Origin of the sequence: Candidatus Francisella endociliophora (assembly GCF_000764555.1) — a bacterium.
GTDB lineage: Bacteria > Pseudomonadota > Gammaproteobacteria > Francisellales > Francisellaceae > Francisella > Francisella endociliophora.
Genome location: NZ_CP009574.1, coordinates 1,353,468 through 1,370,312 on the forward strand (window position 1 = coordinate 1,353,468; position 16,845 = coordinate 1,370,312).

The following is a 16,845-nucleotide window of genomic DNA, read 5'->3' on the forward strand; positions in this document are numbered from 1 at the left end:
TATTATTCATATTGCTGTTGTATTTTTTTAAGCCCAGTTCTAACAATATTTAGTAGCTCATTTTTATATTTAGAGTGCTTATAAACAAGTATTAGATGAGGTTCTAGAGGGTAATCTATTTCAACTCCTTCTATTTTCTCAACAACATCGGATTCTTTTAATACAGCATCATAGTAGAACTGTGGCATAAAGCTGACAACCTTTTCACTTTTAAGTAAATTTGCCTTTTGTATCTCATTGTCAACAGTGTATTTAACATTATCTAGGTTAAATTTATAAATCTTATTCTTATTTTTAAACTCAGTGATTCCTAGGGTAAAATCATATCTATTAAATACAAGAGAGGTGTTTAATATTTCTTCTGGGTTATTATGCAAATTTTCAGCAATATCTTTGTGAGCATATAGGTATGCTGGTATCTTCACTGCATCTACTGATGAGCAAACAATCCAATCATCAAGGTCTAAAAATTCAAGATGTTTATTAAATATCTGTATCACACTATAGGAATCAAACTGATACTGGCTACCATTTAGATTATCTATTTGGTAACTATCTAACGCAAAGTTAAAAGAATCTTCATTAATTTGTTGTATTTGCGGTAAAGCTAGATCAATAATCACCTTAATAAATAATGGGGAACCAAGAACTTTAATTGACTGTCTTTGTCTAAAACCACTACGTTTAACGTTTGTGATAGTGTTTTCCATATCCTTGAAAATTTTATTACAAGAATGGAAATATTTCATACCATCGCTAGTTGGAGAAATACGATTTTGTATATTTCTGAGAAGTTTTATATCTAGATATGTTTCAAGGGCTTCTACTTTATTTTTTATAGTGTTTAGCTCAACGTTGTAAAATTTTTTTACAGAACTATATGAGCCAAGTTCAACTATCTTTAAGAAGTAGCGAGTTGCTTCGATAATATCTTTATTAATTACATTCATAAGCTATTACTACTATGTCATATACATATAATTCAATGATATCACTACGTCTAGAATTACTAAAGTTTTAAAAGAATTTAACTATGTTTTCTACGGCTTCTCTTTTTGTTCTATAGTTATTTACATCTGCAGCTGTGTCTTCATAACCAATAGCAATGCCACATAGTAGAGTATAGTCATTAAATCCTGTTAACTCTTTTTTGACAATATCAGGATAGTGGCCAAGAGATGCTTGTGGACAAGTAGTTAAACCTAAATCAAGAGCGGCAAGCATGATTGATTGTATAAGCATGCCACAATCCATATAGCCACTAATACCAGTATCTGGGTGTTTAAAGACAAATATTGCTGTTGGAGAATTAAAAGATACATAGTTCTTTTTCCATTGACCAATACGTCTTTGTTTGTCTTCTCTATCAATTCCTAATGCTGTGTAAAGGTCATGGCCACATTTGACGGCTCTTTCTTTTAGTTCACCATCTAGAGGAGCTTCATTATCATAATCGTATTCCATTCTTGGCTTTTCACGATTGTCACAAGCGGCTAAGAGTTTATTCATTAAACTTTTTTTCTTTTGACCGCTAACGACAGCAACCTTCCAAGGTTGAGTATTTTTACTTGAAGGAGTCCATTTGGCAGCTTCAAACAGCTCTTTTAACACCTCATCAGGAATTTCTTTATCCAAAAACTCCCTAACACATTTACGAGTTTTGATAGCATCCAATGTTTGCATGAAGTTCACCTTTATAAAGTTAATTTGATTATATAGTTTCGTCGTATTTACTCTTCTTACTTTAACATAAAAGTGTTAGATTTAAACCATAGTCGTATTGTCAAAAAAGGGTAAATTTTATGCGAGTAGAGACTGATAGCATGGGGCAAATAAGTGTTCCAAATGATAAGTATTGGGGAGCACAAACTCAAAGATCCCTGAAATATTTCTCTATTGGTAATGATAAAATGCCATTAGAAGTTGTTAAGGCAATGGCAATTGTTAAAAAAGCTTCAGCAATAACCAATTGTAACTTAGGTATTTTATCTCAAGAAAAAAGAGATCTAATAATCAAAGTTGCTGATGAAATATTAGTAGGTAAGCTAGATCAGCATTTTCCTTTGCATGTGTGGATGACTGGTAGTGGTACTCAATTAAATATGAATGTAAATGAGGTTATAGCAAATAAAGCGAGTGAAATATCTGGATATGCTTTAGGTTCAAAGAAACCTCTTCATCCAAATGATGATGTTAACAAATCTCAATCATCTAATGATAGTTTCCCAACAGCTATGAATATTGCGTCAGCAATAGCTGTAACAGAAAAGTTAATTCCTGCAGCTAAATATATGAAAAAGCATTTATATGATAAAACAGTAGCTTGGCAAGATATAACAAAAATTGGTAGAACGCATATGCAAGATGCTGTTCCTATGAGGTTAGGAGATGAGTTTGGTGGCTATGCTGCAATGCTTGAAAAAAATATCATACGTATAGAGTATGCATTGCATGATGTTTACGAGCTTGCTCTTGGTGGTACTGCGATTGGTACAGGCATAAATGCACCCAAAGGTTTTGCTGAGGATGTGGCAAAGAATATTGCAGAAATTACAGGACTTCCTTTTGTGACAGCTGATAATAAGTATGAGGTGCAAGGCTCTCATGATGCTTTAGTAGCTTTGATGGCTACTATTAAGGTTTTAGCAAATTCTTTATTTAAGATTGCCAATGATCTTCGCATTCTTAGTTGCGGTCCAAGAGCTGGCTTATTTGAATTAATATTACCTGAGAATGAGCCAGGGTCATCTATTATGCCTGGTAAGGTTAATCCTACTCAATGTGAAGCTATGACTATGGTAGCAGCACAAGTCATGGGGTTTGATGTTGCCGTGTCAATGGCTGGATCAGGAGGGCTGCTTGAAATGAATGTGTATAAGCCTTTGATGATTTTTAATATTATCCAGTCGGTAAGTATGTTATCTGATAGCATGAAAAATTTCTCAGATTATTTACTTGCAGGTATGCAGCCAAATAAAAAAAGAATCGATGAGTTTGTGCATAATTCATTAATGCTTGTAACGGCACTAACACCGACAATTGGTTATGATAATGCTTCAAAATTAGCACACTATGCTTATGATAAAGACATATCTTTGAAGGAAGCTAATACTAAATTAAAATTTTTACCCTCAGAAAAGTTTGATGAAATTATACAAAAGCTATTGAAGTAAATATTGACAAAAAAATAACTTCTTTGTATATTTGATCTTTCCCCTTTTTGAAAAATCTAAAAAATAAATGGGGTAACTTTATATTTAAAGGAGGTAAAATGGGATTAGCTCAAATACTTACAAAGAAAATTTCTCTAGCTAAGACTTTATCTACGAGAGCTAAAGGAATGAAAAGTTTGATAAAAGATCAAGTCAAAGAAGATAAAATTAAAAAATGATTTTTCTTATAAAGCCTATATAATAATTCTTAAACGCTAAAGGAGGAGTTAAATAAAGTGTTTACGAAAAAAATGGCTTTTACCTATTTTGTTACAGTTATATTGATATTTAACACTGGCTGGATTGATAGCGTAGTTTTGTATAATTCTTTTGGTGCCAGTGTGGCGGTAATGTCTGGGAACTTAAGAATTTTAGGCCATAGCATGGCAGGTGCTGATTGGGTGTTTATGTACAAAGTTGCGATTCTGGTCTTTGGATTCGTTGTGGGAGCTGCTGTGAATGGCGTTCTTATGAAAACGGATGCTTATGTAATCTCAGAAGACCATACTAAAACATTAGTGCTACAAAGTGCTGTAATGCTTACAGGTACATTATTAATAGATATTTTTAGTAATCACCGTATTATTGATGATTTATTTCTAGCAGTTGCAATGGGTATGCAAAACAGCTTTACAACTATTTTTTTTGGAGGCTTTGCACGTACTACTCATATGACAGGGACTACTACAGACTTAGGTATTGAGATAGGAAGGGTTCTTCGTGGTGATAAATCAAATGTTTGGAAGATACCTTTTTTTGCAACTTGTATGACAATGTTTGTGATAGGAAATGCCGCAGGTGTAGTTTGGGTTAATATTTCCGGACATAACTATACTTTGATGTTGTTCCCTTCAGTTGTTCTACCAATTTTTGTTGGAATTGTTATTTTGTTAACTTACAATATGAAAGTCAAAAACCATAGAATTTAGTTCAGCATAGGTAGCAAATTAAAAGAGCTTAAAATTTGTAAAATTATTATAAATATTGCTACGGCTACAATGATCACTGTTAAAACAGAAGTGCTTAAGAGAGCCTTGTCCTTGCGGTAATTTATAACCCAAAGCATAAGCACTGGTAGTGCAACTTGTAGAACTGCTACAAATATACTTGCATAGCCTAAAGCTGTCTTGAAGCCATCTGGGTAGACAATCGCATAAATATACGCAGGTAAAAATGTGATGATAAAAGCAAGTATCTTATGTTTGTGTAGGTTTTTTGAGATTTTATATGTACTACGGTTAAAGTCGAATAGACCAAGTGCCACACCAAGAAAAGATGTTGCTAAAGCAAAAAAACCAAATAAAAAAGATATTGTTGAAATATATCCTGAGCTACCATGAAAATGACTAATGATTACAGATGTAATTTCTCCAGATTGTTTACCTAATATCCCAGTTGGAGTAGCAACTGGTAAAGAGCCTAGGGTTGCAAAGATCCATAATAAATATATAACTAAAGGTATTGTGCTACCAACTATTATGGCTTGGCGAAGAGATTTTCTATTTGAACCAACATATGTTCTAAGTGTTGGTATGATGTGATGAAATCCAAAAGATGTTAAAAGTATAGGAAAAGCAGCCCAAATAAAATTAGAGTTTTTTATTTGATATCCTAGATGGTTCGTTGATATATGTGGGATAAGTACAACAATTAATAAGAAGAATGCTAGAAGTTTGCCTGTAAGCATTACCTTATTAACATGATCAACTATTCTTGTACTTATATATATGAATATACCTAAGATTAATATAAATATCACACCAGTTACTTTCTCTGATAAATCAACTCCTATATTGCCTAAGGTGGTAGATATTAATGAGCCCCCTCCAACAGTATATGCCGCGACAAGAGAGTATAGAAGTAGTATGTAGCAAACCCAAACGATACCAACACCTATGGGACCTAATGTTTTGCTAGTCATCTCTATAAAGTTTGCACCATCTTGCATCTTTAAATTTACTTCAGCTAGTACCAAAGCTGTAAAAGTCATCAAAGCCCAGATACAAATGATGAGTATAGAACCTATAAAAAAGCCACAACTGGCAACAGTAGCAGGTATTGCAAGCATACCAGCACCGATACATGTGCCAGATATAATCATTGCGGCGCCAAATTTTCTAGATAAAATCATATTATTTTTACGTTAAAGTTAGAAATTACAATCCCAACTATCTGATTAAAAGCTTATAATATAGTTATTATAGCTTATATAAATATTTTTATTGCTACAAAATGGATAGTATGAGAGACAAAATCAATCAAGCATTAATAGAACTTGAAATCCAAGTAACTAAGAAGCAGATAGACTTGTGGGTGGATTATTTAACGCTTTTAGAAAAATGGAATAAAGTTTACAATATGACGGCTATCAAAAAGATAGATGATATGTTGGTTAAGCATTTATTCGATAGTCTATCAGTAGCTAAGTATATCAAGGGTAACTCAACGATAGATGTTGGTTCTGGCTATATTATATCCAGAGCATCAGTTTACTCTAGTTGATAGTGTCGGTAAGAAAATTATGTTTCTAAAAAATGTCAAAAAAAACCTGAAGCTTAATAATATTAATCCACTAAATACCCGTGTTGAAGGTTTAAGCGGAAACTTTGATAACATTATTTCAAGAGCATTTAGTTCTGTAGATACTTTTTATGAGCTATGTAAACAGTTCTTGACTGATGATAATCAAATGCTCGCAATGAAAGGCCCTGATTTAGAAGAGCAAAATTTAGAAAAGTTGCCTTTAAATGTGCAAAAGCATAGTATAAAAGTTCCTTTTCTGAATGCTGAAAGAAATCTTATCATTATGAGAAAAGCAGATGATAGATAAAGAGTTCATTAGAAATGCATACGAAGAGGTTGCCCAGAATATTGATAATAAGGCTAGCTTACTCGCAGTTAGTAAGTATCAGTCTATTGAAAAAATAAAATATCTAGCAAGCTTAGGGCAAAAGGATTTTGGTGAGAACTATTTTCAGGAATTAGAACAAAAAGCTCAAGAATTACCAAATCTAAGTTGGCATTTTATTGGATCTTTACAATCTCGTAAGATAAAGCATATTGCTAAATATGTTGATTCAATCCAAAGCGTAGAAAAAATTGAACATCTTGAAAAAATTAATAAAGCTACGATTCAACTTGGAAAAGCTATAGATATTTTTTTACAGATAAATATTGATGATGATCATAATAAGTCAGGATTTAAATCAACACAATTGGATGAGGTTATAGATTGTATAAATCAAACAAAGAATCTTGAGGGTATAAAAATTGTTGGGTTAATGTGCATTCCTGCAAAAACAAGCACTCCACAAAAAAGCTTTGAAAAGATGAAGAGTTTTTTTGATGAAGTTAATTCAAAGGTATCAAAAGAATATCAACTAGAAAAACTATCTATGGGAATGAGTTCTGATTATAAATTGGCTATACGGTATGGTAGTACTACGGTAAGAATTGGTAGTAGCCTATTCGGTCAAAGGCAATCATAGCTTTATAGATTTAGACTTTCTAAAACTACCGCAACAAATTCCTTTATTTTGGGTTGGACAAACTTGTTTTTTTGATAGTACATAAAAACATCCTGCTTCTCAAGCAGCTCATCAGATAAGATTTCTACTAATTTTCCATTTTCTAACTCTTCTTTTACGATATATTCATGAACCTGTATGATGCCTAATCCATCTAAAGCACATTTTTTTAATAAGAAAGCATTGTCAGCACTGATCTGTGGCTTGCTTATTTTTATATGAGTATTTGCTTTTGTAGAAACAATAGCTCTATCTCTAGATGTGTGAGGTATGTATCTATGGTTGATTAAATCTTGGAGGTTTTTGGGAGTTCCATAACTTGTTAAGTACTCAGGGCTTGCACATAATATATAGCGAGTATTAGTAATTTTTCTTGCTACTAAGTCATCAGACGGTGTCCAGTTTACTCCAAAAATTATATCTATTTGTTGCTGATATGATGGCAATCTTTCTTCAATATTTATCTCGATTCTAACTTTCGGAAATTTTTTAGTATATTTATCTATTATCGGCAATAAAGTTTGTTCAGCAAAAAATGTTGTAGTATTTATTCTTAAAACACCAGATGGTTCCGCATGAAAAGAATCTGTTAAATTTCTGATATTATCTATCTCATTTTGTAAACTTAAACAGTGACTATATAAAAGCTGTCCTTCATGAGTTAATTCAAAAGATCTAGTGGTTCTGTTAATTAAGTCGACTTTTAGTTCAGCCTCTAGAGATTTAATAGCGTGGCTAATAGCAGACTTTGTTATACCTAGTTCATGAGCAGCTTTTGTGAAGCTATTGTTATTCACTAGAAAATAAAAAGTTTCTAGTTGGCTAATTGGGATTTTCTTTAATTTCATTTGTTGAGCTGTATTTAACAATGGTTGATTATATTGAGTATTGTAAAATATTATACTTTGTTTAATATATCTGCAAAACAATAAATATGGTTTTAAGATGAGAAATTATAAAATTATAATCTTGCTAAGCTATATAAGCATAGCAAGTGGTTCAGCTGTTATTATTAATCCGGCTTTACCATATATATCTACACAAATGTCATTAAGTTCTGGTCAGGTTGAATGGTTAGTAAGTATATTTCTTATTGGTTATGTGTCAGGGCAGGTTATCTATGGTCCGATAGCAAAGAAATATGGTGAGGTCACGACACTGCGTATAGGATTGCTTATAAATCTCGTAGGTATTGTCATTTGTATATTTGGTGGTTATTTATTATCTATGCCTGTTTTGCTTATTGGGAGATTGATAACTGCTTTGGGGGCCTCTGCTGGTTTGATATGCACATTTATCATTTTGAATCATTCTGTAGATCATCATAAAGCAAAAGTAGCACTTTCTTTTGCAGGCATTTCATTTACATTATCTGCAATATCTGCAATTTTTATTGGTGGAATGATTAATTACTATAGTCATTGGAATTACTGCTTCTATGTCTTATTAATACAGGGTGTAATAATGCTAGGGTTAAGCTTCTTGTATCAAAATAGTGAACAAGAAGAAAAAAGTAGTATTAGCATTAGTTCTATTGTAAAAGGTTATAGAGATGCTTTAAGTAGTGTTAAACTTGTGATATTTTCTCTCACACTCGGAACGGTGGCTACTTTTAGTTATTGCTATACAGCAGCTGGGCCTTTTATAACTAAGCAACTTTTTAATTTTACTAGTGCACAGTTTGGTTTGTATAATATTATTACAATGGTTGGTATTTTGGCAGGATCGTTTATTTCTGCAAAAGTGGTAAATCTTTTTAATCCCATTAAAATTTTGATAATTTCTTTAGCCACATTCTTATTAACTTTTTTCTTGCTTTTATGTATTAGAGAAATTGGGATTTTATCTGCTTTGATGTTTTTTATAGCGGCTGCGTTTATGTATTTCACTCTTGGGTTTATATATCCAGTAGCATCGCATATCGCATCTAATGCAATAGCAGATAAGGCAAATGCAGCTGGGGCAACGAATTTTATAAATATGGGGTTAGCTGTGATCGCAGTAAGTATAATGGGATACTTACCTTTTGAGTATTTTCTGAGATTAGTTGTGATGTCTTGTATTTTTCCAATAGTTTGTATAGTTCTAATAATTACTTTTAATAAGTTTTCTTATCAAAAAGTGTAGGCTTTTTATCAGTAGGTGAATTCTCTAGCCTTAAAGTTTTTAATATAGTAAAATTCTTCTAAGCTAAAAATATTGTTTGAACTAACTATGACTTCTCTAGATAAGGTTAATGATTATTTCGAAAGTAGTATACAGGCAAAAATTGAAACAGCTAATGTATTACCGCCAGCTATTGTACAGGCTGGAAAGGCAATGGTCTCATGCTTGGAAAATGGAGGTAAAATATTAGTTTGTGGTAATGGAGGGTCAGGAGCTATTGCACAACACTTTTCATCAAAACTATTAAATCAATTTGAGATGGAGAGACCCCCTCTGCCAGCAGTATCTTTAACTGGAGACATGTCAACAATTACCGCTATTGGTAATTATTATGGATACTCAGAGATTTTTTCTAAACAAGTGGCAGCTCTAGGAAATGAAGAAGACATTCTATTAGTGATTTCTACAAGTGGAAATTCTGAAAATATATTAAAAGCTGTTGAAGAAGCACATGATCTTGAGATGAAAGTAATAGCTTTAACAGGAGCTGGTGGTGGAAGATTGCAAAACATGTATATCCCAGAGGATATTGAGTTGAGAGTCCCATCAAATAATATAGCAAATATTCAAGAGAATCACTTACTTATAATTCATTGTCTGTGTGATATTATCGATCAAAAGCTATTTGCAGGTTTAGAAGATTAATAATGAATTGCAAAAAGATAACGAAATATTTAGCTTTAGTTTTTAGTGTTTTTACTTTATCAGCTTGCGGGATTATAACTCCGTATACAGCACCTGTCCCTCAAGGTAAAGAAATAAAAGATAAAAAACTTTTCGATATAAAACCAAATATGACAAAGAGTGAGGTTGTTTATATATTAGGGTCTCCAGATATTGTAGATACATTTAATCCTAATCAATATATTTATATCAATACTTATAAAAGACATATGCAAGATAGCATTTTTGATGAATCAAAGCTTGTTTTGACTTTCAATAACCAAGATAAACTTATAGGTATTTCAGGAAATTATAACCCTCCTACAAAAGAACCAGTCTTTTAAACTTTTTAATAAAAGGCTATGATGGAGTAAACGATGAGAAAACAGCATACATTAAATGTATTGATACTTACTGTTATAGCAGTAATCTTTTTATTCTTAAATTTTTGTCAGCCTATTTTTGCTGACGATTTTGGTAGATTATCAGCTTCTGCTTTAACACGAGGAGATTTGTTTAGTACTATTTATAATCAATATTTTCGCTGGACAGGCAGAGTGTCTGCAGAATTTTTAGCTTATTTTCTTTTGAATAAAGATCATCTTATAGTTAGTTTATTCTTTGTGGATGTTATTAACTCTATTATATTTAGTATATTTACAGTTTTTAGTTTTAAGTTGGTTACTAGAGATAAATATGAGTTAAGCTCAAAGCAGTTTGTGTGTTTTTTATTTTTCTTTTGTTTTATATTTTTATACTCAGGTGTAATAGGTAATGCTTTATGGAAAACTGCCGCGATACAATATTTTTGGGGTGTTGTACTGCTTGTGGGGTATTACTACTTTATTTTTAATAAGCAGAAAAGTTCTATTATATTTAGCCTTTTTACAGGATTGTTTATTGGTTTGTATAATGAGATATATGTTGGTGTTTTAGTAGTTTTGGCTATTGCATATTTCTTAGAAAGGAAACTTAATAATAAGCCAATTAATAAAGATATTATTTATTTTTTTGTAGCTCTTGTTGTTGGTGGAGTTATATTGGCAGCAGCTCCAGGTAACTATAAAAGATTGGATGTTTTAGCTGGTTCGAGAGATATTGGATTATTGCAAAATATTCATTTTATGTGGCAATTATTGATGTATCATCCGTATGCTAAGCTACTTCATTATATGATAGCTGTTATAGCACTACTATTACTAGTAGATAAGGATATTAATATTAAATCAAAAGTTGTTTATTTCGTAGCTCTTGTTGTTTCATTATTTGTTTTAGCACCAGTTGTTGGGCAGTATGGTGGGCTTAATCAAAGAGTTCTTATGATCTACTATGTGTTATTTTTCTTAGTTATTTTAGATTTAGTATATCGATCTAAAAATATTTTTGTTGTAAGATTAGTCGAGATTTTTAGTAAATTATTTTGGCTTTTAGGAATTGTTCTTGCTTTTCAATTAAGTCAGGTCTTCGCGGCATACATATCATTGCATAACTATGAATCACAGAGACAACAGCTTATTGGCTATTATCACCAGCATGATATAAAAGACGCATCGTTTCCAATTAATTACAATGCTTTATTAGATACGAGTTATAAGTTTATTTACTTTGATGATATAACACCTTTAAAAAGTGATTGGAGAAATAAGGGCTTTGCTAGTTATTATGATTTTGACAGTGTTGTATTAACTATACCTCATAAAACAAAATAAAGTTCAGTAGTTATATTATTCGATAGCCTAGTAGAGATAATCCAACTACTACAAAGAGATTTCAAGTTATTTAAAATCCTACTCTTGCTCACAATAGCAGAGTAGTAGAAAAAATAATAATAAGAGATGTTATAGAAAAACGATAGATTAAATAATTAAGCAGCAGAAAGAGCTTTGATTTTAGCACTTAGACGAGACTTATGTCTAGCAGCTTTATTCTTATGGATAAGCCCTTTTGTTGCATATTTGTCTAGTAAAGAAACAACTTTAGTGAAGCTTGCTTTAGCTGCTTCAACATCACCTTTTTCGATAGCGTTAGTTGTTTTCTTTAAGAAAGTTCTCATTACAGAGCGACGAGCAACATTGTGTTGACGATTTCTTTCAGCTTGAACGATTCTTTTTTTTGCTTGTTTTGAGTTAGCCAATTTGATTCTCCAGTTTTAATTTTTTTACTTTTTTATAGTTATCTGTTTCTTTGGGGGGATTTCAAGAAACATAAATATATAAATTTAATAGCTAAAGTATTTTGCATACATTGTACTTTTTTGTCAACTAAAAATAAAACATAGAGTTGATATTTTCACCATTAAGAGTTCTATCACTACATTTTAAAGAGATTTTATAGCATAATAGGTGCTAGATTTATAAATAAAAACTTATTTTAGTAACATATAGAACTTAACTTTATGAAAAATATTAGAAACTTCTCGATAATTGCACATATTGACCATGGTAAATCTACGCTATCAGACAGATTTATCCAAGTATGTAATGGTTTAACAGAAAGAGAGATGAAAGAACAAGTTCTGGATTCTATGGATATAGAAAGAGAGCGAGGTATTACAATTAAAGCTCAATCTGTAACTTTGGATTATACTGCAAAAGATGGTCAAACATATCAGCTTAATTTTATTGATACTCCAGGACATGTGGATTTCTCTTATGAAGTATCTCGTTCACTAGCCGCTTGTGAAGGTGCGCTACTAGTAGTAGATGCTGCCCAAGGTGTGGAGGCTCAAACAGTAGCAAACTGTTATACAGCTATTGAGCAAGATTTAGAAGTTATTCCTATATTGAATAAAATAGATCTACCTTCTGCAGAACCAGAAAGAGTTGCAGAAGAGATAGAGGAAATTATTGGTATTGATGCAACAGACGCAACTACTTGTAGTGCTAAGACTGGTATAGGTGTTGAAGATGTACTGGAAACTATCGTTGCAAAAGTCCCAGCTCCTCAAGGTGATGTAAATGAGAAGTTACAGGCTCTAATTATTGACTCATGGTTTGATAATTATCTTGGAGTGGTTTCTCTTGTGCGAATTAAAAATGGTACTTTGAGAAAAGGTGAGAAATTTAAGGTCATGTCAACAGGGATATCATACCAAGCAGATAGAGTAGGTGTATTTACTCCAAAGATGAAGGATCTTGATCATTTAAAAGCTGGTGAGGTCGGCTTTATTATTGCAGGTATTAAGGATATTCACGGTGCTCCAGTAGGGGATACTTTGACACATACCCACAATCCAACTGATAAAGCGGTACCTGGATTTAAGAAAGTACAGCCGCAAGTTTATGCAGGTATGTTTACAATTAGCTCAGATGATTATCCTGACTTTAGAGAAGCATTAGATAAGCTAAGTTTGAATGATGCTTCACTTTTCTTTGAACCAGAGGTTTCACAAGCGTTAGGGTTTGGTTTTAGATGTGGATTCTTAGGTATGCTTCACATGGAGATTATCCAAGAAAGATTAGAAAGAGAATATAATTTAGATCTAATCACATCAGCACCAACTGTAGTTTATAAGGCTGTTAAGAAAGATGGTGAGATGGTTGAAGTTGATAATCCAGCTAAGCTACCAGAACCAGGTGCAATTGCAGAAATACATGAGCCAATTGTCCGTGCAAATATTCTTGTACCAAAAGATTTTGTAGGTAGTGTAATTACGATATGTGTTGAGAAACGTGGTACACAGGTAGATATGAATTATGTAGGTAATCAAGTCTCAATTACTTATGATCTACCAATGATTGAAGTTGTGTCAGATTTCTTTGATACTTTGAAGTCAGTAACTAAAGGTTATGGCTCTTTAGATTATGAATTAATCAGATATGAAGCTGCAAATATGGTTCGCCTAGATGTTCTTATTAATGGTGACAAAGTTGATGCTTTAGCAAGCATTGTGCATAAAGATCAAGCTAAATATAAAGGTAGAGAGCTAGTTGAGAGATTAAAAGAGCTTATTCCGAGACAGATGTTTGAAGTTGCAATTCAAGCTGCTGTAGGTGGTACTATTGTTGCTAGAAGTACAGTTAAAGCTTTGCGTAAGAATGTACTAGCAAAATGTTATGGCGGAGATGTCTCACGTAAGAAGAAACTACTGGAGAAGCAAAAAGAAGGTAAAAAGAGAATGAAGAATATTGGTTCTGTTGAAATCCCTCAAGAAGCTTTCTTGTCAGTTTTGAAAAAATAAAATTGGTTATTATGCAAAATAAAAAAATAATAGTAGGTATCTCAGGTGGTGTGGATTCATCAGTTTCAGCTTTGTTACTAAAACAGCAAGGTTATGATGTAACTGGTGTATTTATGAAAAACTGGGAAGAGGATGATACGGATGAGTTTTGCTCGGCAGAGCAAGATATTGCAGATGCTCAAGCTGTTTGTGATTCTATCGGAATTCCATTTAAGAAAATAAACTTTGCTGCGGAATATTGGGATAATGTTTTTGAACATTTTCTAACAGAATATAAAGCTGGTAGAACACCAAACCCTGATATTTTATGTAACAAAGAAATTAAGTTTAAAGCATTTCTGAGCTATGTTCATCTTTTAGGTGGTGATTATATAGCCACAGGTCATTATGCGCGTACAAAAGTACTAGATGATGGTACAGTTCAGTTAGTCAAAGGCCTTGATGATAACAAAGATCAGACTTATTTCTTATATACTTTAGGTCAAAAGCAATTAAGCCAAACAATGTTTCCAATTGGGGATATTGAGAAGTTAAAAGTTCGTGAAATTGCTAAAGAAAATAAGCTTGTAACATTTGATAAAAAAGACAGTACAGGGATATGTTTCATCGGGGAGCGTAAGTTTAAAGAGTTCTTGTCAAAATTCTTACCTGCTCAAAAGGGTGAAATCCATGATGAAAATGGTATTAAGATAGGCACTCATGATGGGCTTATGTATTATACAATTGGTCAAAGGCAAGGTTTAGGTATAGGCGGAGTGAAAAATCGTCCTGAGGTGCCTTGGTTTGCAGCTAAAAAGGATTTGGATAATAATGTGTTAATCGCAGTACAAGGGCATAATCATCCAATGCTTTTTAAAGACTCTTTAGCCGCTATAGATCTTAGCTGGGTTGCTGGTAAGCCACCTGCTGATAGTTTTAAATGCAAAGCTAAGGTTCGATATAGGCAGCAAGATCAAGCCTGTGAAGTTACTGTAAATGATAATGGTTCAGTTAACGTAGTGTTTGATAATCCACAAAGGGCTATTACACCAGGACAGTCTGTTGTTTTTTATGATGGAGATGTTTGCTTAGGTGGGGGAATTATAGTTTAGAGAAAAGAGCTTTTATTTTCCGTTATCGCTACCTAGTGTTGTTCTATTTGTCATAGTAGGATCTTCATCTTTTGTTTCCTCTTTAGCTGCTGATGTAGGAGCACTACTGCCACTACTAAGTTCTTTAGCTTTAGCAGCTTGTATATCTGCTTTTGTAATTATTTCTTTACCGTCTAAGGCAGATACTTTGTTAGCGATATCTTCATGAGGATCTCCAGCAATTTGCTGTTCTTTGTCTACAACGTCTGAAAGATAATGAGCTACTTCTTCTTTAACATCTTTTTGATTTCTTAGAACATCCCTTTGCATATATTGTGCTTCGTGTACTGCATCAATAGTCATGTGCGTGTATAAATATTCAGGATCTATAATAAATGGTCTAAGTTTTGTGTTAAAGTTCTTTTCAACACCTGGGAAATCAACCGTATAAGCTACTTTTATACGTTTCTGACCATCATCTCCAGTAGTAACCATTGCAACTAAATTTGCATCAAGTTTGTATTCTCTTCTAACTAGATGATATTGTTGTTTCCTATCTAAAACGATTTGTCTAATAGGTGTAGCATATACATCTTCAGTTTCTATAGGCTTATTAACAGTTGTAATGCCAGCTTTTTGTAGTTCTGCGATAGCGTAGCTACCATAGTCATCTTTAGCTAGTCTTAGATCTATTTCGATCATTTTAGCAAGTACTTTTTCTCTAAATTCTCTAGCTTCTTTTAGTGTGAAGGCTAGGCAAGTACCTGTATCATCTTTTTGAAAACAACCATTTCTTTTATCAATTAAGACAAAAAGCTTTTGAGTCTTATCATAATACAATTGGTAATCTGGTGAGTCTTCGCCATGACCTAAGTAAACGAATTTATCACCAGAAAGCATTCCGCAAGATGTTACAACAAGCACTAGGGCTAGTATTGCTGCTTTTTTAAAAATATTACGCATATTAATCCAGATATTTTTTAATATAGTTACAAAACATAATTTTTGCTTAGCTACGCTAAAAAGTAAAGCACTGATTATACAAAAACAACTAAAAATTAAGCAGTTGAATTTTCTTTCATTAGTTTTTTATATTTTTTCTCTATCATTTTTCTTTTAAGAGAGCCTAAATGATCAAAAAATGTAATGCCATTTAGATGGTCTATCTCATGCTGAATGCAACGAGCTAAGAAGTCTTCCTTTTCAATCTCAATCTCTTCACCAAATTCATTCAATGCTTTTATCTTGACAGTTGTTGCTCTATTTACTTTTGCTGAAACGCCTGGGAATGAAAGGCAACCTTCTTCATCAATAATTTCACCATTTTGTTCAATTATTTCTGGATTAATGATAGTGATTATTTCAGGACTTGTATCGTCCAGATTATCGTACATTATAAAAAATCTTTTTTTTATTCCTACCTGTACAGCAGCTAAACCAACTCCATTAGCTTCTATCATCATCTCTTTCATTTCAGCAATAGTTGCACGAAAGTCATCGTTGATGTCTTCTTTTGCTACTTCTTTAGCAACCTCTTTTAAAACTGGATGAGGGTACTTTAGAATTTCTAAAGACATATTTATACTCCTTGTTCTAATATATCTTTCTTCATTTTTGCCATAGTTAGAGCAGCTTGAACACAGTATTTACCTTTATGTCCTTTTTTTCCACCAACTCTTTCTAAAGCTTGCTCCTTGTTATGCGTAGTTAATATACCAAAAATCACAGGTAAATTATATTGGTGCATAACTTTTTGTGTACCGTAGCTAACTTGGTCACACACATAATCATAATGGTCAGTTTCACCACGAATTACACAGCCAAGTAATACAATAGCATCAAACTTTCCGGTTTCTGCTAAAAGCTTAGCAGCAAAGGGAAGTTCAACTGCACCAGGTACTCTTTTTATATATATTTGACTATCTTTTAGACCTTGAGAATATGCTTCTTCTAAAGCACCTTCAAGCATTTTATCAGTAATTAATGAATTAAATTCGCTTACAACAATAGCTAGTTTTTCCATGGTT

The 16,845-nt window shown here is 32.6% G+C and carries 17 protein-coding genes and 1 pseudogene; 10 read left to right on the forward strand and 8 right to left on the reverse strand.

Features of this window, described 5'->3' with window-relative positions:
- Positions 1–2 precede the first annotated feature (2 nt).
- Together QI37_RS06630 and QI37_RS06635 are read right to left on the reverse strand one after the other, a co-directional pair.
- Positions 3–950, reverse strand: a complete 948-nt coding sequence (locus tag QI37_RS06630) for a LysR family transcriptional regulator (RefSeq protein WP_040009775.1) — start codon at positions 948–950, stop codon at positions 3–5.
- A gap of 67 nt (positions 951–1,017) precedes the next feature.
- Positions 1,018–1,683 carry a nitroreductase gene (locus QI37_RS06635; RefSeq protein WP_040009778.1) on the reverse strand — a complete coding sequence of 222 codons (666 nt, stop codon included), beginning with the start codon at positions 1,681–1,683 and terminating at the stop codon, positions 1,018–1,020.
- 119 nt (positions 1,684–1,802) lie between these two features.
- Between QI37_RS06635 and fumC the strand changes: the two genes are divergently transcribed.
- Both fumC and QI37_RS06645 read left to right on the forward strand, forming a co-directional pair.
- Positions 1,803–3,173 carry a class II fumarate hydratase gene (fumC, locus tag QI37_RS06640; protein ID WP_040009781.1) on the forward strand — a complete coding sequence of 457 codons (1,371 nt, stop codon included), beginning with the start codon at positions 1,803–1,805 and terminating at the stop codon, positions 3,171–3,173.
- Between the two features lie 275 nt (positions 3,174–3,448).
- Positions 3,449–4,141: a YoaK family protein gene (locus QI37_RS06645; protein ID WP_040009783.1), complete on the forward strand. Its 693-nt coding sequence runs from the start codon at positions 3,449–3,451 to the stop codon at positions 4,139–4,141.
- Here the strand turns inward: QI37_RS06645 and QI37_RS06650 are convergent.
- Positions 4,138–5,343: an amino acid permease gene (locus tag QI37_RS06650; RefSeq protein WP_040009785.1), complete on the reverse strand. Its 1,206-nt coding sequence runs from the start codon at positions 5,341–5,343 to the stop codon at positions 4,138–4,140. The genes QI37_RS06645 and QI37_RS06650 overlap by 4 nt on opposite strands.
- Positions 5,344–5,444: 101 nt before the next feature.
- Here QI37_RS06650 and rsmG point away from each other — a divergent pair.
- Positions 5,445–6,042, forward strand: a pseudogene (gene rsmG, locus QI37_RS06655) (16S rRNA (guanine(527)-N(7))-methyltransferase RsmG).
- On the forward strand, positions 6,032–6,700 hold the full coding sequence (locus QI37_RS06660; RefSeq protein WP_040009787.1) for a YggS family pyridoxal phosphate-dependent enzyme: 669 nt from the start codon (positions 6,032–6,034) through the stop codon (positions 6,698–6,700). Before rsmG ends, QI37_RS06660 begins: the two are co-directional and overlap by 11 nt.
- A gap of 2 nt (positions 6,701–6,702) precedes the next feature.
- On the opposite strand, the gene QI37_RS06665 is transcribed toward QI37_RS06660, so the two are convergent.
- On the reverse strand, positions 6,703–7,587 hold the full coding sequence (locus QI37_RS06665) for a LysR family transcriptional regulator (RefSeq protein WP_040009789.1): 885 nt from the start codon (positions 7,585–7,587) through the stop codon (positions 6,703–6,705).
- Positions 7,588–7,684: 97 nt separating this feature from the next.
- Here QI37_RS06665 and QI37_RS06670 point away from each other — a divergent pair, with 97 nt between their 5' ends.
- The 4 genes from QI37_RS06670 (at position 7,685) to QI37_RS06685 (ending at position 11,277) form a co-directional block, all read left to right on the forward strand.
- Positions 7,685–8,866, forward strand: a complete 1,182-nt coding sequence (locus QI37_RS06670; RefSeq protein ID WP_040009795.1) for an MFS transporter — start codon at positions 7,685–7,687, stop codon at positions 8,864–8,866.
- 87 nt (positions 8,867–8,953) lie between these two features.
- Positions 8,954–9,550, forward strand: coding sequence for a phosphoheptose isomerase (locus QI37_RS06675; protein ID WP_040009798.1), 597 nt, complete (start codon positions 8,954–8,956; stop codon positions 9,548–9,550).
- A 2-nt stretch (positions 9,551–9,552) separates the two neighbouring features.
- Positions 9,553–9,912, forward strand: a complete 360-nt coding sequence (locus QI37_RS06680) for an outer membrane protein assembly factor BamE (protein ID WP_040009801.1) — start codon at positions 9,553–9,555, stop codon at positions 9,910–9,912.
- 33 nt (positions 9,913–9,945) lie between these two features.
- Positions 9,946–11,277 carry a DUF6056 family protein gene (locus tag QI37_RS06685; protein WP_040009804.1) on the forward strand — a complete coding sequence of 444 codons (1,332 nt, stop codon included), beginning with the start codon at positions 9,946–9,948 and terminating at the stop codon, positions 11,275–11,277.
- A gap of 155 nt (positions 11,278–11,432) precedes the next feature.
- Here the strand turns inward: QI37_RS06685 and rpsT are convergent, their stop codons facing one another.
- Complete coding sequence (gene rpsT, locus QI37_RS06690; protein ID WP_040009807.1) at positions 11,433–11,702, reverse strand: 30S ribosomal protein S20; 270 nt, start codon at positions 11,700–11,702, stop codon at positions 11,433–11,435.
- 261 nt (positions 11,703–11,963) lie between these two features.
- Here rpsT and lepA point away from each other — a divergent pair, with 261 nt between their 5' ends.
- On the forward strand, positions 11,964–13,748 hold the full coding sequence (gene lepA / locus QI37_RS06695) for a translation elongation factor 4 (RefSeq protein ID WP_040009809.1): 1,785 nt from the start codon (positions 11,964–11,966) through the stop codon (positions 13,746–13,748).
- Between the two features lie 11 nt (positions 13,749–13,759).
- The gene (mnmA, locus tag QI37_RS06700) at positions 13,760–14,839 is read left to right on the forward strand and encodes a tRNA 2-thiouridine(34) synthase MnmA (RefSeq protein ID WP_040009812.1); all 1,080 of its coding nucleotides are present in this window, start codon (positions 13,760–13,762) and stop codon (positions 14,837–14,839) included.
- Between the two features lie 12 nt (positions 14,840–14,851).
- On the opposite strand, the gene QI37_RS06705 is transcribed toward mnmA, so the two are convergent.
- The 3 genes from QI37_RS06705 to ribH all read right to left on the reverse strand — a co-directional run bounded on the left by QI37_RS06705 (position 14,852) and on the right by ribH (position 16,841).
- Complete coding sequence (locus QI37_RS06705) at positions 14,852–15,781, reverse strand: FTN_0109 family protein (protein WP_040009815.1); 930 nt, start codon at positions 15,779–15,781, stop codon at positions 14,852–14,854.
- A 95-nt stretch (positions 15,782–15,876) separates the two neighbouring features.
- On the reverse strand, positions 15,877–16,395 hold the full coding sequence (def, locus tag QI37_RS06710; RefSeq protein ID WP_040009818.1) for a peptide deformylase: 519 nt from the start codon (positions 16,393–16,395) through the stop codon (positions 15,877–15,879).
- Between the two features lie 2 nt (positions 16,396–16,397).
- Positions 16,398–16,841, reverse strand: coding sequence for a 6,7-dimethyl-8-ribityllumazine synthase (gene ribH / locus QI37_RS06715; protein WP_040009820.1), 444 nt, complete (start codon positions 16,839–16,841; stop codon positions 16,398–16,400).
- Positions 16,842–16,845: the final 4 nt, after the last annotated feature.